Below are 24,687 nucleotides of genomic sequence, written 5' to 3' on the forward strand. Positions count from 1 at the left end.
CCCGTTACTTGGCGTTGAAGTAGTTGGCCTCCGGGTGGTGGACCACGATCGCGTCGGTGGCCTGCTCCGGCATGAGCTGGAACTCCTCGGACAGCTCGACCCCGATCCGGTCCGCGCCGAGCAGGTCCACGATCTTCGCCCGGTCCTCCAGGTCGGGGCAGGCCGGGTAGCCGAACGCGTACCGGCAGCCCCGGTAGTCGTTGTGCAGGATGCCGGCCAGATCCGCCGGGTCGTCGTGCCCCAGCGGACGGCCGTCGGGCAGGGTCATCTCGGCGCGGATGCGCTGGTGCCAGTATTCGGCGAGGGCCTCGGTGAGCTGCACGGAGAGCCCGTGGACCTCCAGGTAGTCGCGGTACTCGTTGCGGGCGAACAGCTTCGCCGCGTACTCGCTGACCGGCTGGCCGACGGTGACCAGTTGCAACGCGACCACATCGAGCTGGTCGCCCTGGGGTTTGAAGAAGTCCGCCAGGCAGAGCCGCCGCTCCTGCCGCTGGCGGGGGAAGGAGAACCGGGCGCGCTCCGCGTGCCCGTTCTCATCGAGCACCACCAGGTCATTGCCTTCGGAGTACGCGGGGAAGTAGCCGTACACCACGGCTGCCTCAAGGACCTGGTCGGCGATCAGCCGGTCCAGCCAGTACCGCAGGCGCGGCCGGCCCTCGGTCTCGACCAGTTCATCGTAGGAGGGTCCGCTACCGCCCCGGGCGCCGCGCAGCCCCCACTGCCCGGAGAAGGTGGCCCGCTCGTCGAGCAGCGCCGCGTAGTCGGCCATCGGCACGCCCTTGACGACGCGGGTGCCGAAGAACGGCGGGGCGGGCACCGCCACGTCGGCGGCCACGTCGGAGCGGACCGAGGAGTCGTGCAGCTCCGGCAGCGACGTGGTGACCATCGAGCGCTGCCGTTCCCGGCGCGCCCGCCGGGCCGCGAGAGCCGCCTCCCGCTCCGGGTCGATCACCGGGGCGCCGCCGCGCTTTGCGGTCATCACCCGGTCCATCAGGGACAGACCCTCGAACGCGTCGCGCGCGTAATGCACCTGCCCGGGGAACGTCGACCGCAGGTCGTCCTCGACGTACGCGCGGGTCAGCGCCGCCCCGCCCAGCAGGACGGGCCAACGTTCCGCGACCCCGCGGGTGGCCATCTCGGCCAGGTTCTCCTTCATGATGACTGTGCTCTTCACCAGCAGCCCGGACATGCCGATCGCGTCGGCTCGGTGCTGCTCGGCGGCGTCCAGGATGGCGCTGATCGGCTGCTTGATGCCGATGTTCACCACCTCGTAGCCGTTGTTGGACAGGATGATGTCGACCAGGTTCTTGCCGATGTCGTGCACGTCGCCGCGCACGGTGGCGAGCACGATGCGGCCCTTGCCGCCGTCCTCGAGGGTCTCCATGTGCGGTTCCAGGTAGGCGACCGCGGTCTTCATCACCTCGGCGGACTGGAGCACGAACGGCAACTGCATCTGGCCGGAGCCGAACAGCTCGCCGACCACCTTCATGCCGTCCAGCAGGATGTCGTTGATGATCGACAGCGGGGATCGGCCGCCGGCCATCGCCTCGTCCAGGTCGGCCTCCAGGCCGTTGCGCTCACCGTCGATGATCCGCCGCTTGAGCCGCTCGTCCAGTGGCAGCGCCGCCAGCTCCTGTGCCCGGCTGGCCCGGGCGCTTGTCACGTCGACGCCCTCGAAGAGCTCCAGGAAACGCTGCACCGGGTCGTACCCCTCGCGGCGCCGGTCGTACACCAGGTCCAGGGCGACCTCGCGCTGCTCGTCGGGGATCTTCGACATCGGCAGGATCTTGCTGGCGTGCACGATCGCCGAGGTCAGGCCGGCCTGCACGCACTCGTGCAGGAACACCGAGTTGAGCACCTGCCGGGCCGCCGGGTTGAGCCCGAAGGAGATGTTCGAGATGCCCAGGGTGAAGTTGACACCCGGGTAACGGCGGGAGATCTCCCGGATCGCCTCGATCGTCTCGAGGCCGTCGCGGCGGGTCTCCTCCTGCCCGGTGGCGATCGGGAAGGTCAGCGCGTCGATCAGGATGTCGGCGCGGTCCATGCCCCACCGGCCGGTCAGATCGTCGATCAGCCGGGCCGCGACCCGGACCTTCCACTCCTGGGTACGGGCCTGCCCCTCCTCGTCGATGAGCAGCGCCACCACCGACGCGCCGTGCTCGCGGACGATCGGCATCACCCGCGCGTACCGGGATTCGGGGCCGTCGCCGTCCTCGAAGTTCACCGAGTTGACCACACAGCGGCCGCCGAGCATCTCCAACCCGGCCTCCACCACGTTCGGCTCGGTGGAGTCCAACATGATCGGCAGGGTGGACGCGGTGGCGAACCGGCCGGCCAACTCCCGCATGTCCTGCGTGCCGTCGCGGCCGACGTAGTCCACGCAGAGGTCGAGTAGGTGCGAGCCGTCGCGCGCCTGGCTGCGGGCGATCTCCACACAGGCGCGCCAGTCGCCGGCGAGCATCGCCTCCCGGAACGCCTTCGAACCGTTGGCGTTGGTCCGCTCCCCCACCATCAGCACCGACGCGTCCTGGGCGAACGGCACCGGGTGGTACACCGAGGAGACGCCCGCCTCGTGCTGGGGTTCGCGGGCCGGGGCGGTGACGCCGTGCAGCCGCTCGGACAGCACCCGGATGTGCTCCGGGGTGGTGCCGCAGCAGCCGCCGACCAGCCCCACGCCGTACTCGGTGATGAACCGGTCCAGGGCCTCGCCCAGCTCCACGGGGCTCAGTGGGAAGTACGCCCCGTCGGCGGTCAGCACCGGCAGGCCGGCGTTCGGCATCACCGACAGCGGGATGCGGGAGTGTTGCGACAGATAGCGCAGGTGCTCGCTCATCTCGGCCGGGCCGGTCGAGCAGTTGAGCCCGATCAGGTCCACGCCGAGCGGCTCGATCGCCGCGAGGGCCGCCCCGATCTCGCTGCCGACCAGCATCGTGCCGGTGGTCTCCACTGCCACGTGACAGATGATCGGCACCGACTGACCCAGCTCGGCCATCGCCCGCTTCGACCCGACCACGGCCGCCTTGACCTGGAGCAGGTCCTGGCAGGTCTCGATGATCAGCGCGTCCGCGCCACCGACGATCAGACCCGCGGCGTTCTCCTGGTAGGCGTCGCGCAGCGTCGAGTAGTCGGCGTGCCCCAGGGTGGGCAGCTTGGTGCCAGGCCCGATCGAGCCGAGCACGAACCGGGGACGCTCCGGGGTGCTGGCCGCGTCGGCGGCCTCCCGGGCGATCCGGGCGCCCGCCTCGGACAACTCCCGGATGCGCTGCGGGATGTCGTACTCGGCGAGGTTGGCGAGGTTGGCGCCGAAGGTGTTGGTCTCCACGCAGTCCGCGCCGGCGGCCAGGTAGGCGTCGTGCACCCCGCGCACCACGTCCGGGCGCGTGACGTTGAGGATCTCGTTGCAGCCCTCCAGCCCGTCGAAGTCGTCGAGCGTGAGGTCTGCGGCCTGCAGCATCGTGCCCATCGCGCCGTCGGCGATGAGAATTCGCTCGGCCAGCACATCCATCAATGAAGTCCGCACCCGTTCAGGTTAGTGCGATTCGGCCGGACTCCAGGCCCACACTCGGGCGATCCCCTATTGTGTCAGCGGGATCACCCTGTCTGGTTCGTTCGGGTATGACCGGCTGTCGGAGCGGCCGACCGGCGCGGCCAGCGGGCCGCACCCTCGCCCTGCACGTAGGCTGGCGGACGTGAAGGACAACAGGGACGCCGCCGTGCCCCACGGTATGACGACCGGGCACGGTCCCGGCGCCAGCCGCGACGAGCAGGGTGAGGTGACGGCGTGACCGAGTTCGACGGACTGCCGGTGCTGCGGTCCCCGGTGGCGATCGCCGCGTTCGAGGGCTGGAATGACGCCGCCGACGCGTCCACCGCGGCGGTCGAGCACCTGGAGCAGGTCTGGAACGCCCGGCAGATCGCCGAGCTGGATCCGGAGGACTTCTACGACTTCCAGGTCAGCCGGCCCACCATCACCATGGCCGACGGGGAGACCCGCCGGGTGGAGTGGCCGACGACCCGCTTCATGGTGGCCAGCCCGGAGGGCACCGACCGGGACGTGGTGCTGATCCGCGGCATCGAGCCGAGCATGCGCTGGCGGACGTTCTGCGAGCAGGTGCTGGAGATCTGCCACAGCCTGGAGGTGGAACGGGTGGTGCTGCTCGGCGCGTTGCTGGCCGACGTGCCGTACACCCGGCCACTGCCGATCAGCGGCAGCGCCTCCGACGCACAGGCCGCCGAGCGCTACCAGCTCACCCCCACCCGGTACGACGGGCCGACCGGCATCGTCGGCGTGCTGCACGACGCCTGCACCCGCGCCGAGGTGGACGCCGTCTCGTTCTGGGTGCACGTGCCGCACTACGCCAACAACCCGCCCTGCCCGAAGGCCACCCTCGCGCTGCTGCACCGCGTCGAGGAGGTCGTCGACCTGCCGGTGCCGATGGCCGACCTGGCCGAGGAGTCGGCCGAGTGGGAGCAGCGGGTGCGCAGCGCCGCCGAGCAGGACGCCGAGCTGGGCGAGTACGTCCGTGAGCTGGAGGAACGGGTCGGCGACGAGGGGATCACCCCGTTGACCGGTGACGAGATCGCCCAGGAGTTCGAGAAGTACCTGCGCCGCCGGGGCGGTTCCGCCGGCCCCACCGCCGGCTCCTGGTAGCACTGTTTCGCTGCGGGCCTTCGGACCTTTTGTGGTTCGAAGGCCCGTTTTCGCGTGTCCGGGGTAGCGCCGTCACACCCGCTGGGGCATCCTAGGAACCTAGATGTGATCAAGGAGGCGGGTGTGCAGATCAATCCCGGGGCCGCCGAGTTCCCGCACCGACAGATCGCCGCGCAGCTCAAGGCCCAGGTCCGCCGCGGCGACTGGGGGCCGGGCGAGCGGCTGCCGTCCATCCCGGCCATCGCCGAGATGTTCGGCGTCGCCAAGCAGACCGTGCAACGCGCCGTCGACCAGCTGCGGGTCGAGGGCATCCTGATCACCAAACCCGGCTCCGGTACGTACGTCCGGGGCACCCGCCGCCGCCTCAACCGCCTCTCCCGAGGCCGGTACGGCGGCTTCCGCGGCTACCACACCGATCTGGCCGCCCGATACCGTCAACAACTCGTCTCCGTCGGGCACGCCCCCGCCCCCGCCGAGGTGGCCGACGCCTTCGGCGTGTCCGACGGCACCAACCTGCTCTGCCGCCGACACCTCGTCCGCACCGACGACTCCCCCGTCGAGGTGGGCGCCTCGTGGTTCCTGCCCCGCGACACCGCCGGCACCTCGCTGGAGCGCACCGAGGCGTTCGGCCGGCCGCTCTACCAGGAGGCTGAGGAAGCCACCGGACGGCGGTACGCCTCGGCCACCGACACGATCAGCGCCCGCCAGCCGAGCCGGGAGGAGGCCGAGACCCTCCAGATCCGACCCGACACCCCCGTGCTGCACCTGCTGCACGTCGCGTACGACGCGCACCACAAGCCGATCGAGGTGTCCCAGGCGACCTGGCCCGGCCCGATGACCACCCTCACCGAGGAGTACAAGATCCCCGGCCCAACGCCCGACCCGGAACCCGACCCCGGCCTGGTCCTGGGCTAGCAAGCGCCCCGCTGCCACTCCCGTTGATCATGAGGTTGACGGGGCCCGCAGAGATCGAAATGACCGCCAACCTCATGATCAACGGAGGTCTAGGGGATCGGCGCGGGGTCTTGGCCGGGGTGATCGGCTCGGTTTTCTGGAAGTCGGGGCATCGCACCGCCCTGGACACCACTACTTCCTGCAAGCCGAGTCGATCAGCGGGCGCGCGGGGGCTAGAGGCGGATGCCCAGGAGGGCGTCCACCGTCTTGGCGAAGAGGGCGGGCGCTTCGGGGTCGTCCGTGGCGCCGGCGAGGGTCGCCTCGGCCCAGCGGTCGGCTGCGGCCAGGGCGCCGGGGGTGTCCAGGTCGTCGGCCAGGCGTGCGCGTACCTCGGCCAGCAGCTCAGCCCCGGACGGCCCGGCGGGCGCGGCGGCGGCCCGCCGCCAACGGTCCAGGCGCTCGTACGCGGCGGTGAGCAGGTCGTCGGTCCAGGTGCGGTCGCTGCGGTAGTGCCCGGAGATCAGCGCCAGCCGGATCGCCATCGGGTCGACCTTGTCGGCGCGCAGCCGGGACACGAAGACCAGGTTGCCGCGGGACTTGGACATCTTCTCGCCGTCCAGGCCGATCATGCCGGCGTGGACGTAGTGCTCGGCGAACGGCGCCTGGCCGGTGAGCCGCTCGGCGTGCGCGGCGGACGCCTCGTGGTGCGGGAACAGCAGGTCGTTGCCGCCACCCTGCACGTCGATCCGGTCGCCGAGCAGGTTGAGCGCGATCACCGCGCACTCGATGTGCCAGCCAGGGCGGCCCGGGCCCAGCTCGCCGCCCGGCCAGGACGGCTCGCCCTCGCGGGCGCCGCGCCACAGCAGCGGGTCCAGTGGGTCGCGCTTACCGGCCCGGTCGGGGTCGCCGCCGCGCTCGGGGAAGATCTCCAGCATCTGTTCACGGGTCAGGTTCGACTCGTAGCCGAAGCGGGGCGTGGCGGAGATGTCGAAGTAGACGTCGCCGGTGCCGTCGTCGAGCCGGTACGCCGCGCCGTCCTTGAGCAGCACCTCGACCTTGTCGGCGATGTCCGGGATCGACTCGACAGCGCCCACGTAGTGCGCCGGCGGGATGATCCGCAGCGCCTCCATGTCCTCCCGGAACAGCGCCGTCTCGCGCATCGCCAGGACCACCCAGTCCTCGCCGTCGCGGGCGGCCCGCTCCAGCAGCGGGTCGTCGATGTCGGTGACGTTCTGCACGTAGCGCACCGGGCGGCCGGCGTCGCGCCACATCCGCTGCACCAGGTCGAACGTGATCATGGTGGCGGCGTGGCCGAGGTGGGTGGCGTCGTACGGGGTGATGCCGCAGACGTACATGCTCCCCGCGTCGGCTGGCTCACTCGGGTGGACACCCTGCCGTGCCGAGTCGTACAACGCCAGCGGCTCGCCCCTGCCCGGCAGCCGTGGCACCTCGTGTCCCGCCCAAGACTCCATGGGATCAGCCTAGCCAGCCCGGCGACGACGCCGGAGCACCCCACGGGTGATCAAGATGACAGCGGATCACATGGGCGGCCAGGGCATCGCCGGCCAGTCCTCCGGAGGCTGGGGGAAGCTGCCGGTCTCGCGCAGCCTGTCGACCCGGGCGGCCACCTCGGCCACCTCGCTGATCGTCAGGTGGTCGGCCAACTCCGCGCCGAGCGCCCCGGCGACCTGCCCGGACAGCGCGTCGAGCATCTCCACGGCGTCCGGGGGCAACTGCTTACCGGCCCAACCCCAGAGCACCGTACGCAGCTTGTCCTCCACGTGGAAGCTCACCCCGTGGTCCACGCCGTAGATCCGGTCGTCGGCGCCGACGAGCACGTGACCGCCCTTGCGGTCGGCGTTGTTGAGCACCGCGTCGAGCACCGCGAGCCGGGCCAGCCTCGGGTCGTCGGCGTGGGCCAGGGCGTACGCGGCGCCGTCGTCGTCCCGGGCCGCGGCGATCGGGATCCAGCGCGGCGGCAACTCCCCGGCGGGCAGGAAACCGACGAGCGGTTCGGCGTCCTCCGGCTCGTCGATCCACAGCTGGCAGGAGCCGGGGCCGAACGGGCCGTCGCGCAGCACTGTGGGCGGCACGAGGCCCCACCCGGTGGCCCGGGAGACCAGGTACGCCGAGACTTCCCGACCGGCCAGGGTGCCGTCGGGGAAGTCCCAGAGTGGGCGCTCGCCACGAACCGGCTTGTAGACGCAGCGGGCGGTCACCCCGTCCAGGGTCAGGATGCCGCGCAGCGTCGTGTTCGACGCGTCGACCAACCGACCCTCCAGGTCGAGGACGCCGTCACGCAGCAGCCGCAGCGCGGCGTCGCCGTCCTGGCGAGGCTGGAGGCCGGACGAGGTCACCGGTGATAACCGTTGTGCCGCGGGCAGAGGTGCCCGGCGGGGTCCAACGGTTGGCCGCAGAGCGGGCACGGTGGCCGGCCCGCGTTGACCACTCGCCGGGCCCGCTCGATGAACTGGCGGGTCGCCTGCGGGGTGAGCCGGACCCGGAGTCGATCCAGGTCCTCGTCCGGCTCGTCGTCCTCGTCGTCGTCCTCGTCGTCCTCGTCCTCGTCGCCGAGCTCGACCTCGGGCTCCACCTCGCCCGCCGCGATCGCCTCGATCACCACGGTCGCGGTGTCCACGTCGAAGGCCAGCCCGAGGGTCCCGACCCGGAACTCCTCGTCGACCGGAGTGTCCAGCGGCTCGTTGTCGCCGATCACCGGCGCCAGCTCGGGCAGGTCCACCCCGAAGCGACGCTGCGCCTCGGTGAGCAGCTCCTCCAGCTTCTCGGCGAGCAGGGACACCTGGACCTTCTCCAGCGCGACGCTGACCAGCCTGCCGCCGCCGCGGGCCTGCAGGAAGAACGTGCGCTCCCCCGGCGGCCCGACAGTCCCGGCGACGAACCGCTCCGGCGGTTCGAAGGCGTGCACCTGGTGGGTCATACCCACGACCCTATCCGGCCCGCCTTGGCCTCGCGCACCCCACCGACGCGAATCGCCGCGGCGACGGCGCGCCCGGCGTACCAGGGGCTATACCCGGGCGTGGCGGCCTCTGTGGCGTGCGTTGACGCCCCGGCCGGGGGTGCTGTCGTGACGCGCCTCACCGCGACCCACCCGCCCCGCCGCCGACGGCCGCGTCCGAGTCGGCCACGCGGTTCGCGCGCCGGCGCCGCTTGGCCGGAGGCGACACCAGCGCCGCCAGGTCGCCACCGGTGTCGTTGAGCCGCACCAGAAACGGACGCAGCGGCGTGAACCGGATCGCCGTCACCGACGCCGGGTCGGCCACGATCCGCTGGAAGGCATCCAGGTGTACGCCGAGCGCGTCCGCCACGATGGCCTTGATCACGTCGCCATGGCTACACGCCAGCCAGACCGCCTCCGGCCCGTGTTCGGCGCTCACCCGGGCGTCCCAGGCGCGCACCGCCGCCACGGCACGCGCCGCCATCGCCGCCATCGCCTCCCCACCCGGGAAGACCGCCGCGCTGGGGTGCTGCTGGACGACAGGCCAGAGCGGCTCCTTGGCGAGCTTCTTCAACGGCTGCCCCTCCCAGCTGCCGTAGTCGCACTCGATCAGCCCGTCCTCGACCACCGGGGCGGCCTGCGGGAGCGCCAGCTCCAGGGTCTGCCGGCACCGGATGAGCGGGCTGGTCACCACGGCCGCCAGTGGCACCGCCCGCAGCCGCTCGCCGACCGCGGTGGCCTGGGCACGGCCGGTGTCGTCCAACTCGACCGGCTGGCGGCCGGCGAGGCCGCCGTCGGCGTTCGCCGTGGTTCGGCCGTGTCGCAGAAGCAGAAGGGTCGCCACGGGGACCACCCTATGACCTGGGCTCCGCCCCGGGCCGCCGCGGGCCGCGACCCGACGACCGCGGCCCCCGGCTCCGCCCGCAGGCGGAGCCGAGGGCCGTCGGCAGGTCGGTCAGGTGGCGTCGATCGTGCCGGTCAGCAGCAGGGCCAGGACCAGGGTGCCCAGCGCGACCCGGTACAGCACGAAGACGTACAGGGTGTGGTGGGCGACGTAGCGCAGCAGCCAGGCGATGGCCGCGTAGCCGATGGCGAACGCGATGACGGTGGCCACCAGCGTCTGGGCCACGGTGGGCACGGACGTGCCCGGGGCGGACGGCTCGAAGACGTCACCGAGGCTGAACACGCCGGACATCACCACCGCCGGGATGGCCAGCAGGAACGAGTACCGTGCCGCCGCCTCCCGGGTCAGGTTGAGCAGCAGGCCGGCGGTGAGCGTGCCGCCGGAGCGGGACACCCCGGGGACCAGCGCCATGGCCTGGGCGAAGCCCATCACGACGCCGTCCTTCATCCGGAAGTTCTCCAGGGTGCGGGTCTGCCGCCCCCAGTACTCGGCGAACGCCAACACGAACGCGAACACGATGAGCGTGGTCGCCACCACCCACAGGTTGCGCCCGGCGGTCTTGATCTGGTCCTTGAACAGGAAGCCGAACAGCCCGATCGGAATCGAGCCGACGATCACGTACCAGCCCATCCGGTAGTCGAGGCTGGAGCGCACCGACTTGTCCCTGATGCCGACCAGCCACGTCCGGGTGATCCGCCAGATGTCCTTCGCGAAGTAGATCAACACGGCCGCTTCCGTGCCGAGCTGCGTGACCGCTGTGAACGACGCGCCGGCGTCCCGGTCGAAGAAGATCGCCGAAGTGATCCGCAGATGCCCCGACGAGCTGACCGGAAGAAACTCGGTCAGTCCCTGGACGATGCCCAGGACGATGGCCTCGACCCAGGTCACTCGCCGACTCCCGAGAGGTCGAGAGCCTCGGCGACGGTACGCAGGGTCTGCACACCGCTGTCCCGGTCGGCCACGAAAAGGGTCACCGACAGCGTGGTGACGCCGGCGGCGGCGTACTCCCGCATCCGCTCGGCGATGCGCTCCTTCGGGCCGAGCAGCGAGGTGCGGTCGATGAACTCCATGGGCACGGCGGCGGCGGCGTCGCGCTGCCGCTTGGCCAGGTACAGGTCCTGCACCTCGCGGGCGGCGTCGCCGTAGCCCATCCGGGTGGCGAGCTGGTTGTAGAAGTTCTGCTGCCGACTGCCCATACCGCCCACGTAGAGCGCGGCGTACCAGCGGACGAGTTCGGCGCAGGAGGCCACGTCGTCGCCGATCACCACGGGCACCGACGGCACCACGTCGAACCCGGCCAGCTCCTTGCCGACCTTCGCCCGGCCGGCGCGCACCGAGGCGAGCTGCTCCTCGGCGAACTCCGGGGCGTAGAACACGGCCAGCCAGCCGTCGGCGATCTCGCCGGCCAGCTCCAGGTTCTTCGGGCCGACAGCGGCCAGGTAGATCGGTATGTGCTCGCGTGGTGGGTGGAAGCCCAGACGCAGGGCCTTGCCCGGGCCGTCCGGTAGCGGCAACGTGTAGTGCTCGCCGTCGTACGCCACCTCCTTGCGGGCGATGGCCAGCTTGACGATGTCGACGAACTCGCGGGTCCGGGCCAGCGGCTTGGCGAAGCGCACGCCGTGCCAGCCCTCGGACACCTGCGGGCCGGAGACGCCCAGGCCGAGCCGGAACCGGCCGCCGGAGAGCGCGTCGATCGTCGCGGCGGTCATGGCAGTGGCCGCCGGCGTACGGGCGGGGATCTGCATCACCGCGGCGCCGACGTCGATCCGTTCGGTCTGCCCGGCCATCCAGGCGAGCATGCTGGGCGAGTCGGAGCCGTACGCCTCCGCCGCCCACACCACCGAATAGCCCAGCCGGTCCGCCTCCTGGGCCAGCGCCAGGTGATCGGCAGGTGTGCTCCACGCCGTCTGGTATCCAAGACTGAGCCCGAGTCGCACTGGTCCTCCCCCATCCGTGGCACAGGTCGCCCCAGGTTACGCAATGCCGATAACGGACTCGATCACCGGCTCGACCCCTTTGATCCCCCCTCCATCGGGGCAGCCCGGGGCGGCGGAACCGGCAGAACCGGCAGAGATACGGGAGCGAGGATATCGGTGGCGGCAGGTTCGAAATAAGGTTCACCCATGCAACAGCGACCGCTCGGCCGAAGCGGGCTGGCGGTTTCCCGGCTCGCGCTCGGCACCATGACCTGGGGCCGGGACACCGACGCCGACGATGCGGCCGCTCAGCTGAAGAGTTACCTGGACGCGGGCGGCAACCTGATCGACACCGCCGACGTGTACGGCGACGGCGACGCCGAGTCGGTGATCGGCTCGCTACTGGGCTCCCTCGTCCCCCGCGAGGAGCTGCTGATCGCCACCAAGGCCGGGTTGCGCCCCGGCAGTGGCCGACGCCGGGACGGCTCCCGGGGGCACCTGCTGCGGACGTTGGACGCGTCGCTGCGCCGGCTCGGCACCGACCACGTCGACCTGTTCCAGGTGCACGGGTACGACCCGGACACCCCCCTCGAAGAGACCCTGGCCGCCCTGGACCACGCGGTAGCCAGCGGCAAGGTCCGTTACGTCGGGGTGTCGAACTTCTCCGGCTGGCAGACCGCGCGGGCCGCCGCCTGGCAGGCCGCCTGGCCGGGGCGTGCGCCAGTGGTCGCGTCCCAGGTGGAATATTCGCTGCTGGAGCGGGGCGTGGAGCGGGAGGTGCTGCCCGCGTGTGACGCGCTCGGCCTCGGCGTGCTGCCCTGGTCCCCGTTGGGCCGGGGAGTGCTCACCGGCAAGTACCGGCACGGCCGTCCGGGCGACTCCCGGGCCGCGTCGCCGCACTTCGAACGGTTCGTCTCGACCTACCTGGAGCCGCGCTGCTCCAGCATCGTCGAGGCGGTGGCCACCGCGGCCGGCGGGCTGGGGGTGTCGCCGCTGGAGGTGGCGTTGGCGTGGATCCGGGACCGGCCCGGCGTGACCGCGCCGATCCTCGGCGCCCGCACGGTGGGGCAACTGCTCGGCGCGCTCCAGGTGGAACGGATCACCCTGCCCGAGGAGATCACCACCGCGCTGGACGACGTCTCCGCGGTGCCGGTCGGCTACCCCGAACGCGACGGCTGACCGGCCGACCGGGTCACGGCTGGCCTGCGCGCCGGGTCACGGCTGGCCCACGCGCCGGGTCACGGCTGGCCTGCGCGCCGGGTCACGGCTGGCCTGCGCGCCGGGTCACGGCTGAGGGCGCTGCCCGGGGAGGTCGTGGATCGCGGTCAGGAAGCGCGACTGGTCGTCGCGGAGCGCGGGCTGGGTGAGCCGGATCCACGAGCCGTCGTCGAAGACGATCGTGGACGTCAGCTGCACGAGCCCGGTCGCGCCGCGCTCCGAGTCGACCCGGGCCACCCGGTCGCGTCGCACACTCCACAGCACCCGCGGTTGCCGTCGGTCGGGCCGGTCGGCGTCCGGCCGGGGGCCCATCCGCAGCAGGTGCAGGTGGGTGTCGGTCACCGCCAGCGGGGTGCCGCTGTAACGCTCCAGGAAGAGCAACAGGCTGCCGGCGAGGGTGGCGAGGTCGCCGCTGAAGACGAACCGACGACGGTACGCGATCTCGGCCAACTGCTCGGCCAGCGGGCGGTACAGGCTGAGCCGGAACAGGGCGCGGAACGCCTCCTGCTCCTCGGTGAGCGGAATGGGATCCCGCTGCACCAGCTGGTGCGGTGGGGTCGGCTCCGGTTCGGCCGCCTCCGGCACGCCGGCGGCGATGGCGCCGGCGTTGCCGGGCAGCAGCAGCACGCCCGCGGCCAGCCGGACCGGCGTCAGCACCGCGTCCACCCAGACCACCGGGTTGACGATGTTGAGCAGACCGAACAGCACCTTCGGGTCGAGCGAGTGGACGAACTCGTCGGCCATCACATCGGCAAGCTGCCGACCGGCCTTTGCGGTCTGCGGGGCGCGGACCGGGCCGAGCCCCACATAACGCAGCTCCTGACCGGGCAGCAGTGGCGCGACGAGAGCGCGTTCTGGTTCGTCGCTGGTGCGGAGTTCATCGCGCAGCTCACGGGCCTTGTCCCGGGCGGCCCGCGCGCCGCCGAGCACCGCGTCGGTGAACCGACCGAGCCGGCCTCGCTCCCCTGCCGTCACTCGTTCCTCCCTAACGGCCCGCCGGCTGACCCGCCGGCGGTTGCCCGAAGACATTCTGGTCGATCCAGTCCGCCCCGCCCTGCACCGCCTGGTCGACCTGGTCGCCGATCTGCTCGCTGCCGGGAACGGAGAGCCCGCTGGTCAACGCGACGGTCCCCCAGGTGACGCCGTGCACGACCGAGTTCGGCACGTTCCACGGCAGGTTCGTCGCCCAGTCCCGGGCGATCACCCGGGCGCCGTCGGCGACCCCGTGCGCCCGCAGCGCGGCGGCCCGATCGAGGGCGCCCATGTCGAACGGGGAACCGGACTTGCCCAGCTTGTAGGTGCCCTTGGTGGGGTCGAGAATCTTGTGGAACCACTTGTCGGCCTTGCCGGCGGCGTGCCGCTTGTCGGCGTACTTCTGGCCGGTGCGCAGCTTCTTCTGCATGTCGACAAGCTTGTCGAGGTGCGTACGCAGCTTGCGCAGATACAGCATGACCCGCTGGAGCAGACGGATGACCTTCTGTAGATGCGTCGCCAGCGGCCGGATGACCTTCAGCATCCGGGTGAGCACGATCAGGCCCCTGGCTACGGCGACGCCCATGCCGGCCACCCAGGACGCCCCGGCGGTGAACGGCGCCATCAGCAACGCCGTCACCAGCGTGACCAGCAGGAAATTCACGAATTCGACGCAGAGGTCGACGAGCACGTCGTGCACGGTCTGCAGGCCGTCAGCGACACTGCGCAGGTACTCGGCGGTCGCGGCGAACTGCTCGGCGACGTCGAGCATCTGCTGTTCGACCTCGGCCAGCCGCTGCCCGTACGCCACCCCGGAGGGTGAGCGCCACCCAACCTGCGCGGACTCGCGGACGCCGCGGTGCCCCTGCGCCAGGTCACGCACCTGCGCGGCCAGCGCGTCCCACTCGGCGGCCTTCGCGCGCAGCACGGCGGGCTCGCCGTCGACCATGTCGACGAGCTGGATGAGTGGCCAGGCCAGGGTCCGGCAGACGCTGTTGACGGCGTCCTCCACCCCGGACAGCGCGCTGTCCAGGCCGTTCCACAGTTGGACGGCGCTGCCGGCCGGCCCGCTCATCCGGGCAGCCCCGACTGGATGGCCTTGAACCCGGCGTCGAGGTCCCGTTCGTTGTGCTCGTACGCCTCGGCCGTGTCGGCCAATGCCGTGGCGACCCGGCCGAACGCGGCGTTCGCGGCGGCGAACAGCTCCTTGCCGCCGGTGACCTGCTCGGCGTACTTGTCGCGGAGCATGTCGCTGGCGAACGGCAGGTGACCGAAGGCGTCCGACGGCACGTCGCCGGCCGAGACGATCTGCCCCTCCAGTGCGGCGAGCGAGCTGGCGACCTGCTTGGCGGCTGTCTCCAGTCGACGGACCGCCTGCACGTCGACATCGATATCCGGTGGCATGCCGTTCCTCCCCCATGAGTCGAGCGCACCGACGATACGATCTCCCGGCCGCCGGGCACCACCCGGTCGCACGATTCACGGGGAGGAATCTCATGACGGACCCGACGTCAGCGTTCGACGCGCTCGCCGGGCGGATCGCCGACATCGAGCGCCGGTTCGCGGGCCTCCGCGACGACCTGGCCGAGCTGTCCGGCACCGCGGCCGACGAGAGCGGACTGGTCTCGGCAACCGTCGACGCCACCGGCGCGCTGACCGGCCTCACCCTCACGCCCGCCGCCCTGCGCACCGGCACGGAGGGGGTGGCCGAGTTGGTGCTCGACGCGTACCGGCGGGCACGCGAGGTCGCCTCCGGGCACGTCGACGAGCACACCGAGGGGTTGGACGTTGCGCTCGGCGCGGGGCTCGGCGACCTGTTCGGCACGCCTGGCGACTTCTCGGCACTGGGCCGGCTGGAGGAGACCGTGGCCCGGCTCGGGAGGCTGGACGACCGCCTGCCCGGCCCACCGGCGTGACGTCGCCGTCGCCGACCTGGCCGGAGATCGCCGCTCGGCTGCGGGACACCGTCGCCCGCTGCGACCGGGACACCGACCTGGAGCTCACCGCCGGTCCGCGCGGGATCCGGCTGCTGGTGCGCCGCCACACGGTGCGGGTGGTCTGCCCCGGCCACGACGACGCACGCCTGGCCGCGCTCGGCTGGCGCCGCCCGACCGGCGACGAGGGCTGGTGGTACGAGGCACCGCGCACCCCGGAGCAGGTGGAGCGGCTCAGCGCGTTCGTGGCCCGTACCGCCGCCGAGGTGTTGACCGACGACCCCGGCGCACTCTCCTGCCGGGCGGTGCCACCGGCTGCGAGCCCTGGCCCGGCGATGCCACCGGCCCGGCCCGGCCCGACGGCGCCGACCGGGCGACCTGGCCCGGCGGTGCCGGCCGCACGACCTGGCCCGGCGGTGCCGGCCGCACGACCTGGCCCGGCGCCCGCCGAGGCGGCGGAGCCGGCGGTGGTGGCGGTGCTCGCCGCGGCCGTCGGCCGGCGTGACCTGCCCGGCTACCTCGCAGCGTTGGCCGGCGCCCCGGTGTGCGTGCCCCTCTCCGGGGAACCGGCGCCGGATGCCGGCTTCCCGTGGACGGTGGTCGGCGACGCGACCGGCGCGCCGCTGCTGCCGGTCTTCACCTCGCCCGGGGCGCTCGCCGCGTTCGCCGGGGACGGGGTGCCGTTCGTCGCGCTGCCCTGCGCCGAACTGTTCGAGGATTGGCCGGACCCGTCCTGGGGGCTGGCCGTCGACCCGGGCAGCAGCCGGGCGGTCGCCCTGGCCGCGCCGGCCCTCGCCGCCCTGCTGACGGCCAACACCCCCACCGACTGACGTCCCGGCTCAGCCGCACTGCCTCGGCGGGCCAGGGGCGGTCCTCTTCAGCGATCTTGCACTTGCGGTGGCGACATAGGGGGCGTTCCACTCATGTCGGCGACCGGAAGTGCAAGATCGGCGCGGCGGGGGGCACGGAGGCACGGACCGGGCGGGGTGGCGTTGTTGGTCACCCTGGAGGGGGTGGCGAACGGCTGCTGGGCTGGGCAGCATGGAGGGCATGGACTACGAGTACGCGCCACTGCGGCTGCCGCCGAACGTCGACCGGTTGACCGCCGCGGCGCAGTTGGCGATCCAGGCGGAGTTCTCCGGATGGGAGTTGGCCCGGGTGCGGCTGTACCGGGACGGCACGCGCCAGGTGGTGCTGCGCCGTCGGCGGGTCAACCAGCCGCAGCCGGGTCTGTCGTACTGACGACCGGGCGGTGCCGCCCGGGGCCGGAGTCGGCCCCGGGCGGCACCCGGCCAGTGGCTAGTGCTGGTGCCCGGCGTGGTCGTGGTCGTCGTCGAGTTCCAGGAACGGGTGCTCGTCGAGCCGACCGACCAGCCGGTCGTCGGCCGCCGGCTGGAACGGGCCGACCGCGTCGTCGTCGTCGAACGACTCCAGGTCGACAGGGGTGCCGACCTCGCTGACCATGACCACCCCGTCGAGCGGCTCCAACTCGGGGACGTCCAACGCGCCGAGCGAGCCGTCGCCGCTCTGCAGCAGCTCCAGCACCGCCTCGCCGACGCCCTCCACCGGCGCCGGCTCGTCGTCCTCCGGGGTGCCCTCGCGGCGGGCCGCCTCGGCCACGCGCAGCAGCGCGGACACGCTCGGCACCCGGTAGTCACGACGCTGACGCACCGAGATCACCCGGGGGTGCGGGTCGCTGGCCTCGGCTCCCTCGCCGCCGCCGAAACGCTCGTCGGCCTCGTCCGGGTCGATCGAGTCGACATCCCACGGCGTCACCTCGCCGAAGGCGTCGAGCAGCCGCTCGTCGTACGCGAAGGAGGCGTTGTTCAACGCCACGTACGCCTGCCAGACGTCGTCGTCGTCGACGCGGCCCTGGGCGGCGCGTACGGCGGCCAGGTGGTGGCGGGCCGCTTCGATCACCCGCTCGAGAGCGGCGTCCAGCTCACCATGCTGGTCGGTCATGTGGGGCAGTCCCTTCACGTTGGGGAGGTTGCGCGCCGGCGGACACGGCCGGACACGGCTAGCAGGTGCGGAGGAACCGGTCGAGAACCCGCACGCCGAACTGTAGTCCGTCCACCGGAACGCGCTCGTCGATGCCGTGGAACAACGCCGAGAAGTTCAGGTCGGCGGGCAGCCGGAGCGGGGCGAACCCGAAGCAGCGGATGCCGAGCTGCGAGAACGCCTTGGCGTCGGTGCCCCCGGAGAGCATGTACGGAACGGGCCGCGCCCCCGGGTCCTCCGCGCGCAGGGCCGCCGACATGGCCTCGACCAGGTCACCGTCGAAGGTGGTCTCCAGCGCCGGCTGCCGCTGCACGTACTCGATCGCGATGTCCGGGCCGACCAGTTCGCGCAGTTGCCGCTCCAGCAGCTCGGACTGGCCGGGCAGGCTGCGGCAGTCGATGGTGGCGGTGGCCCGGCCGGGGATGACGTTGTCCTTGTAGCCGGCGCTCAACCGGGTCGGGTTGGCGGTGTTGCGGATGGTCGCGCCGATGATGTTGGCGATGGGGCCGAGCTTGGCGATGGCCGTCTCCGGGTCGTCCGGGTCCAGCTCGATGCCGAGCAGGTCGGAGACCTCGGTCAGGAAGGCCCGCACGGTGTCGGTGACCACGACCGGGAAGCGGTGCCGGCCGATCCGGGCGACCGCCTCGGCGAGCGCGGTGACGGCGTTGTCGTCGTGCATCATCGAGCCGTGCCCGGGGCGGCCCTTGGCGTGCAGCCGCAGCCAGTCGATGCCCTTCTCGGCGGTCTCAATGAGGTAGAGCCGCTGGTTGTCGTTGACCGAGTAGGAGAAGCCGCCGACCTCACCGATCGCCTCGGTGCAGCCGTCGAAGAGGCCGCGGTGGTTGTCCACCAGGAAGCGCGCGCCGTAGTCGCTGCCCGCCTCCTCGTCGGCGGTGTACGCGAGCACGATGTCGCGCGGGGGTCGTACGCCGGTGCGCTGCCAGTGCCGCACCACGGCGAGCACCATCGCGTCGAAGTCCTTCATGTCGATCGCGCCCCGGCCCCAGAGGTAGCCGTCACGCAGCTCGCCGGAGAACGGGCCCACCGACCACTCGTCGGCGTCGGCGGGCACCACGTCCAGGTGGCCGTGCACCAGCAGCGCGCCCCGGCTCGGGTCGGTGCCCGGGATGCGGGCCACCACGTTCGCCCGGCCCGGCGCGGACTCGTGCAGGACGGACTCCACGCCCACCTCGGCGAGCTTCTCCGCCACGTACTCGGCCGCGTGGCGCTCGCCGACGCTCGTGTCGTTGTCGCCCGTGTTGGTGGTGTCGATGCGCAGCAGGTCGCGGCAGAGGTCCACGACCTCTGCGGTGGGGTCGGGTCGGGCGGAGGCGGCATCGCTCGTCATCGCCTCTTCATACCAGCCCGAGCTGGTCGACAGGCCGGCGCGGGGGGACGCATCGACGGGTCGGTTTCGCCGTGGCCGCGTTCGGGTACCGCCGCCCACGACCGTACGTCCCTGCCGGAGCTTCCGCCCGCCAGTCGAGGAGGGCACCATGTCCGCCGTTCCCCTGCCGCCGCTGCCGCCCGCGCCCGCACCCGAGGAGGGCTACCGGCCCGCCGGTCCCAGCATCGCCGACATCGTGGACCGGGAGCACCGGCAACTGCTGGCGCTGCTGGACCAGCTCTCCGGCCCGGACACCACGCCGCAGGAGGGGTTGACGGTGCTCACCGCCGCGCTGTCGCGGCACCTGTCCGCCGAGGAGCAGTACCTGCTGCCGGCGGTGCGGGCGGCGCTGCCGACGGCCGCCGAGCGGGTGGACGCGGAGATCAACGCCGACGCGGCCCTGCTGAGCGCCCTGAAGGGGCTCACGGACGAGGCGCTGACTGACATCGCCGAGCGGGTCCGCCGGCATGTCGACGGTGTGGGCGAGCTGGTCACCGAGCTGCGCGCGGTCGCGACCGAGGAGGAGCTGGTCCGGCTCGGCAACCGGCTGGAGATCGCCGAGGAGGCCGCGCCGACCCGGCCGCACCCGGGAACGCCGGCCACGCCTCCGTGGAACCGGATCGTGGAGCCGGCGGTCGGGGTGGTGGACAAGGTCCTCGACGTGGTGACGCGGCGGCCGACGTACCTGGCGGACCTGCCGGAGCAGCCGCGCGACAAGTGACCGGCGCCAGCCGGCAATGCATTCATTATCACCGATCCACTCGGGCTATTCCGCCAGCAGACGCGTAGTCCTACCGTCACCCTATGAACCTGGAGCTGCGTCACCTGCGGGTTGTCTGCGCGATCGCGGAGACGGGAAGTGTGACGAAGGCGGCGTCGGCGCTCGGCCTGGCCCAGCCGGCGCTCACCGCCCAGCTCCAACGCATCGAGCGGACGCTGGGCGGCCCGCTGTTCGACCGGGACCGGCGCGGTGCCCGGCCCACCGCGCTCGGTGAGCTGGTGCTGGCCCGCGCCCGGGTGCTGCTGCCGGCGATGAAGGGGCTGCAGGATGAGGCCGCCCGGCTGGCCGGGGCGGGCGACGCCCCGCCGTGCTACCGGTTCGGTGGGGTGAACAGCCCGATCCTGGGTCGGCTGGTGCACCGGTTGGCGGCCGAGCAGCCGCCCGCCCAGATCACCACGTACGCGTCCTGGTCGGTGGACGAGTTGGCGCAGTTGGTGGCCGGCGGTCGACTGGACTTCGCGCTGGCCGGGGTGTGCGGCGACGCCAGCCCGTCGGCCGGGTTCGGGTTGAGCTGGCAGGAGGTGGCCGTCGACCCGGTGCTGGTGCTGCTGCCGGAGACCCATCCCCTCGCGGCGCAGGACGAGGTACGTCTGGCGGACCTGCGCCACGAGCAGTGGGTCGCCGCGCCGGGCGACGGTTGCTTCGCCGACTGCTTCGCCGCCGCCTGCGCCCGCGCCGGCTTCACCCCCCGCAAGGTGTACGAGACCGACATCCGCGGCTGCGTCGACCTGGTGGAAGCCGGCGTGGCGGTGGCCCTGTGCCAGGCGACGTTCCGCCCGGTGAGTGGTCTGGTCACCCGTCAGGTCGCCGGGACGCCGCTGCGCTGGCGGCTCCTGCTCGGCTGGCATCCGGACTCCCCCGCCGCCCAGGGCGCCGAGTTGGTGCTGGAGACGGCCAAGGCGGCGTACGTCGACTCGTTGGCGCCGCATCCGGCGTACCTGGCCTGGCTGCCCCGCAACCCGGGGTTCGGCGTCCGGCAACCCACCGGGGTCCGACCGGGCTGACCGGCAGGTATTCCCGGCCGCTGGCGGTGCGAACCGCCGTGGGCCGGGTATCTGGCGGACATGACCGACCTCTACCCGCCCGCCGACGACCGTGAACTGCTACGCCAGGCGGCTGCCGCGCACACCGCCGCCACCCGTGCGGTGGAGGCGTTCCTGCGCCGCCTGCCGACGGTGCCCGACCCGGCCGACGTGACCGAGTACGCGAACCTGCTCACCCGGGAGGACCAGACCCGTGGCGACCGGGACGCCGCCGCCGACGCGGCCGGCCTGACCATCGGCAGTCTGGAGCCCGACCAGGGTCAGTAGCACGCCGCGACGGTGCCGCCCCGGGTTCGGGACGGCACCGTCGCGGACTACCTTCGCTCAGAGTTCGACGAGCGGGTCGTGACCCAGGTCCAGCAGGGAGTGCCGCCAGGTGTCGTCGGCGTTGCCACGCGACGGCTTGGCGTCCATCAGCTCGCGGATCCGCTCGACCGCCTCACGCATCACCTCGATGTCCTCCGGGGTGAGGTCCACCTTGCGCTTGTTGAGCACCTTGAGGATCTCCCGGCCCGGCTGGGGCAGGTCGAGGTTCGGGTTCGGACTGAACGACTCCTCTCCCGAACCTCGGGTCAGCAGCCAGGTCCGCAGCTGCTCCGACGGGACGTTGACCTCGGCGTGGAAGTCATCCCAGAGCACTTCCACCTCGGGGTCGAGTCGCGCTTCGCGTACCATCAGGTCTCCTCTCCGGGCGGTGGCCCGGACCTCTCCGGGTCGTCCTGGTCGGTCTTCGGATGCAGGCCCTCCGCGGGCACCCGCGTCCGGCGGGGGTTGGCGGTGGGCGGCGCCAGGATCGGGTCGGGATGGTCGTCCTCGTCCCGGCTCTTCGCGGGCTCCGCGGGCTCGTGCGGGTCCTCCTGGTCGTCCCTTCGCCCCGACCCGCTCATCGCGGGTGGGTGGTCGTGGCGGCGGTGTACCCCCGCTCGCCTGCGGTCACGTCGAAGGTGAGCGCGCCGTCGCGGACGTCCACCGTGACCTTCTGCCCCGGCGAGATCGCCGACTCCAGCAGCATCCGGGACAGGTGGTTGTCCACCTCCCGCTGGATCACCCGGCGCAGCGGGCGGGCGCCGAACTCCGGCTGGTAGCCGTGCTCGGCGAGCCAGTCGATGCCGGCGGTGGTGAACTCCACCTGGAGGTCCTGGGCGTGCATGCGGCGGCGGGTCTCCTCCAGCAGCAGCGCGGTGATGTCGCGCAGCTGCTCGGCCTCCAGCCGGCGGAAGATGATGACCTCGTCGATGCGGTTGAGGAACTCCGGGCGGAAGTTCTCCTGCAGGCGACGCATGAGCCGCTCCCGCAGCTCGTTGCTCTCCTGCTCGCTGCCCACGTCCCCGGTGCCGAAGCCGACCGAGCGCTGGGCGCCGGTGATCAGCTCGGAGCCGAGGTTGCTCGTCATGATCAGTACGGTGTTCTTGAAGTTCACAGTGCGGCCCTGGCTGTCGGTGAGCCGCCCGTCGTCGAGCACCTGGAGCAGGATGTTGAACACGTCCGGGTGGGCCTTCTCGATCTCGTCGAGCAGCACCACCGCGTACGGGCGGCGGCGCACCGCCTCGGTGAGCTGACCGGCCTCCTCGTAGCCGACGTATCCGGGCGGCGCGCCGACCAGCCGGCTGACCGTGTGCCGCTCCTGGAACTCGCTCATGTCCACCCGGACCATCCGGTCCGCCTCGCCGAACAGCGCCTCGGCCAGGGCTCGCGCCAACTCGGTCTTGCCGACACCTGTCGGGCCGAGGAACAGGAAGCTGCCCATCGGCCGCTCCGGGTCGGCCAGCCCGGCCCGGGAGCGACGGACAGCCTCGGCGACAGCGGTCACCGCGTCGTCCTGCCCGACCACCTTCTGGTGCAGGTGACCCTCCAGGCGCAGCAGCCGGTCCCGTTCCTCCTCGGTCAGCTGGCTGACCGGGATGCCGGTGGCCCGGGAGACCACCTCGGCGATCTCCTTGGGGCCCACCTCGGGCACCTGGGAGCCGGACGAGCCGTCCTCGCCGTTCGCGCGTCGGATGTCCTCCTCCAGCTCGGCGATCCGGTCACGCAGCGCGGAGGCCCGCTCGTACTGCTCGTCGGTGACGGCCTGTTCCTTGTCCCGGCGTACCTCGTCGAGTTCCTGCTCCAGCTCCCGCACGTCGGACGCGGGGGTGCGGGTCCGCAACCGCACCCGGGCGCCGGCCTGGTCGATGAGGTCGATCGCCTTGTCCGGCAGGAACCGGTCGGTGACGTAGCGGTCGGACAGCTCGGCGGCCGAGACCAGCGCCTCGTCGGAGAAGCGCACCTGGTGGTGGGCCTCGTACCGGTCGCGCAGCCCGCGCAGGATGGCGATGGTGTCGTCGACGCTCGGCTCGGGCACCAGCACCGGCTGGAAGCGCCGGGCCAGGGCGGCGTCCTTCTCGATGCTCTTGCGGTACTCGTCCAGCGTCGTCGCGCCGATCACCCGCAGCTCGCCCCGGGCGAGGGCTGGCTTGAGCATGTTGGACGCGTCCATCCCGCCCTCGCTGCCGGCGCCACCGGCCCCCACCAGGGTGTGGATCTCGTCCATGAAGATGATCAGCTCGTCCCGGTGCGCCCGGATCTCGTCGATCACCTTCTTCAGCCGCTCCTCGAAGTCGCCCCGGTAGCGGGTGCCGGCAACCAGGCCGGCCAGGTCGAGCTGGACGACCCGCTTGCCGAGCAGGGTCTGCGGCACGTCGCCGTCGCAGATCCGTTCGGCCAGCCCCTCGACGATGGCGGTCTTGCCGACGCCGGCCTCGCCGATCAGCACCGGGTTGTTCTTGGTCCGTCGGGACAGGATCTCGATGGCCTGCTCGATCTCGTCGGCGCGTCCGACCACCGGGTCGATCTGGTCCATCCGCGCCAGCTCGGTGAGGTCCTGCCCGTACTGGTCCAGGGTGGGCGTGCCGCGGTCCGGCTTCGGCCCGGTCATCGGCCCGCGCTCGGCGTTGGCGGCCTGCAACGACTCGGGTTGGATCCGGCCGGCGGCCAGCATGCGCCCGGCCGGCGACTCCGGGTTGAGCGGCAGCGCCATCAGGATGTGCTCGGGGCCGATGTAGTTGGCGCCCATCGCCCGGGACAGCTGATGGGCGTCGAGCAACGCCCGCTTGGCGGCGGGGGTCAACGACAGGTTCGGCGGCACCTCCCCGCGCGGCGCGCCGTCGCCCTTGCCGCCGAGGGCGTTGAGCAGGGTATCCGGGTCGGCGCCGGCGCGGCGTACCAGGTCGCGCAGCGGTTCGCGTTGCAGCGCCGCCCAGAGCAGGTGGTCGGTGTCCAGGTCGCTGCTCTGCCGTTGCGCGGCCCGCCGGGCCGCGTCGGCCAGCATCTCCCGGGCGTCGGCCGTCATCAGTCGGGTGATGTCGACCCGGTGCGGCGGTCGGCGCCCTCCCTCGCCCCGGCCGAAGTACCTGGCCAGGAATTCGTCCCACGGGTCGGAGCCGATGTCACCGGGTCCCATCATGTCTGTCCTCCGCAGTAGGGCTCGGCACGGTCGGCAGGGGCTACCCGGCGCGCGCCCCGACAAACGCCGCAGGTAGCGGAGGACCGGTATTCCGGGAGTGGCGTCGGGTCAGGGCCGGCCGATGGTGGCAGGCTGACGGGATGGATGAGACCCCGCTGCTGATCGTGGACGGCGCCAACGTTGTCGGCTCCCGCCCGAACGGGTGGTGGCGTGACCGTGCCGGCGCCGCGGCCCGGTTGCGCGACTCGCTCGCCCCGGTGGCGACCGTCGGGCTGCCCGCCCGGCTGCCCGCCCCGGTCGAGGTGGTGCTGGTGGTCGAGGGCGCGGCGCGGGACGTGCCGGGCACCGAGGGCGTGCGGGTGGTCTCCGCCGCCGGCTCCGGTGACGACACGGTGGTCGAGCTGGTGGCCGACGCGCCGCAGCGCCGCCGGCTGGTGGTCACCGCGGACCGCGAGTTGCGCGGGCGGGTGACGGCGCTGGGCGCCGAGGTGTACGGCCCGCGCTGGCTCCGCGAGAACCCGACCAACAACTGAGAAGTTCTCGCACTGGGACTCCCACAGATCGGACTCCCGGCACTTCACAGGGCCT

General features: G+C 72.3%; 25 protein-coding genes. 10 read left to right on the top strand and 15 right to left on the bottom strand.

Features of this window, described 5'->3' with window-relative positions:
- Positions 1–4: 4 nt before the first annotated feature.
- Positions 5–3,505 (bottom strand): methionine synthase, encoded by a 3,501-nt coding sequence (gene metH / locus IW248_RS11085; protein ID WP_231397061.1) that lies wholly within the window; start codon positions 3,503–3,505, stop codon positions 5–7.
- Positions 3,506–3,781: 276 nt separating this feature from the next.
- On the opposite strand from metH, the gene IW248_RS11090 reads away from it, so the two are divergent.
- Together IW248_RS11090 and IW248_RS11095 are read left to right on the top strand one after the other, a co-directional pair.
- The gene (locus IW248_RS11090; protein ID WP_030332815.1) at positions 3,782–4,651 is read left to right on the top strand and encodes a PAC2 family protein; all 870 of its coding nucleotides are present in this window, start codon (positions 3,782–3,784) and stop codon (positions 4,649–4,651) included.
- A 123-nt stretch (positions 4,652–4,774) separates the two neighbouring features.
- Positions 4,775–5,566: a GntR family transcriptional regulator gene (locus IW248_RS11095; RefSeq protein ID WP_196926894.1), complete on the top strand. Its 792-nt coding sequence runs from the start codon at positions 4,775–4,777 to the stop codon at positions 5,564–5,566.
- Between the two features lie 212 nt (positions 5,567–5,778).
- Here IW248_RS11095 and mshC read toward each other — a convergent pair whose 3' ends face one another.
- From mshC to IW248_RS11125, 6 genes are all read right to left on the bottom strand, one after another.
- Entirely contained in the window at positions 5,779–7,017 is a 1,239-nt protein-coding gene (gene mshC / locus IW248_RS11100; protein WP_196926895.1) for a cysteine--1-D-myo-inosityl 2-amino-2-deoxy-alpha-D-glucopyranoside ligase, read from the bottom strand.
- A gap of 66 nt (positions 7,018–7,083) precedes the next feature.
- Positions 7,084–7,902 carry an SCO1664 family protein gene (locus IW248_RS11105; protein WP_124822545.1) on the bottom strand — a complete coding sequence of 273 codons (819 nt, stop codon included), beginning with the start codon at positions 7,900–7,902 and terminating at the stop codon, positions 7,084–7,086.
- A complete protein-coding gene (locus tag IW248_RS11110) occupies positions 7,899–8,483 on the bottom strand; it encodes a DUF3090 domain-containing protein (RefSeq protein WP_196926896.1) in 585 nt (194 codons plus the stop codon). Before IW248_RS11110 ends, IW248_RS11105 begins: the two co-directional genes overlap by 4 nt.
- A 157-nt stretch (positions 8,484–8,640) precedes the next feature.
- Entirely contained in the window at positions 8,641–9,354 is a 714-nt protein-coding gene (locus tag IW248_RS11115) for an MSMEG_4193 family putative phosphomutase (protein WP_196926897.1), read from the bottom strand.
- 102 nt (positions 9,355–9,456) lie between these two features.
- Positions 9,457–10,293 carry an undecaprenyl-diphosphate phosphatase gene (locus IW248_RS11120; protein ID WP_124822548.1) on the bottom strand — a complete coding sequence of 279 codons (837 nt, stop codon included), beginning with the start codon at positions 10,291–10,293 and terminating at the stop codon, positions 9,457–9,459.
- A complete protein-coding gene (locus IW248_RS11125; protein ID WP_030332780.1) occupies positions 10,290–11,342 on the bottom strand; it encodes an LLM class F420-dependent oxidoreductase in 1,053 nt (350 codons plus the stop codon). Before IW248_RS11125 ends, IW248_RS11120 begins: the two co-directional genes overlap by 4 nt.
- A 186-nt stretch (positions 11,343–11,528) precedes the next feature.
- On the opposite strand from IW248_RS11125, the gene IW248_RS11130 reads away from it, so the two are divergent.
- On the top strand, positions 11,529–12,500 hold the full coding sequence (locus tag IW248_RS11130; protein ID WP_196926898.1) for an aldo/keto reductase: 972 nt from the start codon (positions 11,529–11,531) through the stop codon (positions 12,498–12,500).
- Positions 12,501–12,605: 105 nt separating this feature from the next.
- Here IW248_RS11130 and IW248_RS11135 read toward each other — a convergent pair whose 3' ends face one another.
- From IW248_RS11135 to IW248_RS11145, 3 genes are read right to left on the bottom strand one after another with little or no spacing between them, the layout of a single operon-like run.
- On the bottom strand, positions 12,606–13,514 hold the full coding sequence (locus tag IW248_RS11135; protein ID WP_196926899.1) for a hypothetical protein: 909 nt from the start codon (positions 13,512–13,514) through the stop codon (positions 12,606–12,608).
- Positions 13,515–13,524: 10 nt separating this feature from the next.
- The gene (locus IW248_RS11140) at positions 13,525–14,586 is read right to left on the bottom strand and encodes a WXG100 family type VII secretion target (RefSeq protein WP_196926900.1); all 1,062 of its coding nucleotides are present in this window, start codon (positions 14,584–14,586) and stop codon (positions 13,525–13,527) included.
- Positions 14,583–14,915, bottom strand: a complete 333-nt coding sequence (locus tag IW248_RS11145) for a hypothetical protein (RefSeq protein WP_124822552.1) — start codon at positions 14,913–14,915, stop codon at positions 14,583–14,585. Before IW248_RS11145 ends, IW248_RS11140 begins: the two co-directional genes overlap by 4 nt.
- 92 nt (positions 14,916–15,007) lie before the next feature.
- Between IW248_RS11145 and IW248_RS11150 the strand changes: the two genes are divergently transcribed.
- The 3 genes from IW248_RS11150 (at position 15,008) to IW248_RS11160 (ending at position 16,687) form a co-directional block, all read left to right on the top strand.
- A complete protein-coding gene (locus IW248_RS11150) occupies positions 15,008–15,427 on the top strand; it encodes a YbaB/EbfC family nucleoid-associated protein (protein ID WP_196926901.1) in 420 nt (139 codons plus the stop codon).
- Complete coding sequence (locus IW248_RS33695; protein WP_196926902.1) at positions 15,424–16,275, top strand: SseB family protein; 852 nt, start codon at positions 15,424–15,426, stop codon at positions 16,273–16,275. Before IW248_RS11150 ends, IW248_RS33695 begins: the two co-directional genes overlap by 4 nt.
- A 220-nt stretch (positions 16,276–16,495) precedes the next feature.
- Positions 16,496–16,687: a DUF5703 family protein gene (locus IW248_RS11160; RefSeq protein ID WP_013734349.1), complete on the top strand. Its 192-nt coding sequence runs from the start codon at positions 16,496–16,498 to the stop codon at positions 16,685–16,687.
- A gap of 57 nt (positions 16,688–16,744) precedes the next feature.
- Here IW248_RS11160 and IW248_RS11165 read toward each other — a convergent pair whose 3' ends face one another.
- Positions 16,745–17,407, bottom strand: coding sequence for a hypothetical protein (locus IW248_RS11165; protein ID WP_124821703.1), 663 nt, complete (start codon positions 17,405–17,407; stop codon positions 16,745–16,747).
- Between the two features lie 58 nt (positions 17,408–17,465).
- Positions 17,466–18,794 (bottom strand): M20/M25/M40 family metallo-hydrolase, encoded by a 1,329-nt coding sequence (locus tag IW248_RS11170; RefSeq protein ID WP_124821704.1) that lies wholly within the window; start codon positions 18,792–18,794, stop codon positions 17,466–17,468.
- A 148-nt stretch (positions 18,795–18,942) separates the two neighbouring features.
- Here IW248_RS11170 and IW248_RS11175 point away from each other — a divergent pair, with 148 nt between their 5' ends.
- The 3 genes from IW248_RS11175 to IW248_RS11185 all read left to right on the top strand — a co-directional run bounded on the left by IW248_RS11175 (position 18,943) and on the right by IW248_RS11185 (position 20,924).
- Positions 18,943–19,554, top strand: coding sequence for a hemerythrin domain-containing protein (locus IW248_RS11175; protein WP_196926903.1), 612 nt, complete (start codon positions 18,943–18,945; stop codon positions 19,552–19,554).
- Between the two features lie 83 nt (positions 19,555–19,637).
- Entirely contained in the window at positions 19,638–20,618 is a 981-nt protein-coding gene (locus IW248_RS11180; protein WP_196926904.1) for a LysR family transcriptional regulator, read from the top strand.
- 60 nt (positions 20,619–20,678) lie between these two features.
- Entirely contained in the window at positions 20,679–20,924 is a 246-nt protein-coding gene (locus IW248_RS11185) for a hypothetical protein (protein WP_124821707.1), read from the top strand.
- A gap of 57 nt (positions 20,925–20,981) precedes the next feature.
- On the opposite strand, the gene IW248_RS11190 is transcribed toward IW248_RS11185, so the two are convergent.
- From IW248_RS11190 to IW248_RS11200, 3 genes are read right to left on the bottom strand one after another with little or no spacing between them, the layout of a single operon-like run.
- The gene (locus IW248_RS11190; protein WP_124821708.1) at positions 20,982–21,332 is read right to left on the bottom strand and encodes a DUF3140 domain-containing protein; all 351 of its coding nucleotides are present in this window, start codon (positions 21,330–21,332) and stop codon (positions 20,982–20,984) included.
- A complete protein-coding gene (locus tag IW248_RS11195) occupies positions 21,332–21,544 on the bottom strand; it encodes a hypothetical protein (protein WP_196926905.1) in 213 nt (70 codons plus the stop codon). Before IW248_RS11195 ends, IW248_RS11190 begins: the two co-directional genes overlap by 1 nt.
- Positions 21,541–24,099 (bottom strand): ATP-dependent Clp protease ATP-binding subunit, encoded by a 2,559-nt coding sequence (locus IW248_RS11200; protein ID WP_196926906.1) that lies wholly within the window; start codon positions 24,097–24,099, stop codon positions 21,541–21,543. The genes IW248_RS11195 and IW248_RS11200 overlap by 4 nt, the downstream gene beginning before the upstream one ends.
- A gap of 140 nt (positions 24,100–24,239) precedes the next feature.
- Here IW248_RS11200 and IW248_RS11205 point away from each other — a divergent pair, with 140 nt between their 5' ends.
- Positions 24,240–24,632, top strand: a complete 393-nt coding sequence (locus IW248_RS11205; RefSeq protein ID WP_196926907.1) for a PIN domain-containing protein — start codon at positions 24,240–24,242, stop codon at positions 24,630–24,632.
- Positions 24,633–24,687 lie beyond the last annotated feature (55 nt).

This window comes from Micromonospora ureilytica, from assembly GCF_015751765.1.
In the GTDB taxonomy this organism is placed as follows: domain Bacteria; phylum Actinomycetota; class Actinomycetes; order Mycobacteriales; family Micromonosporaceae; genus Micromonospora; species Micromonospora ureilytica.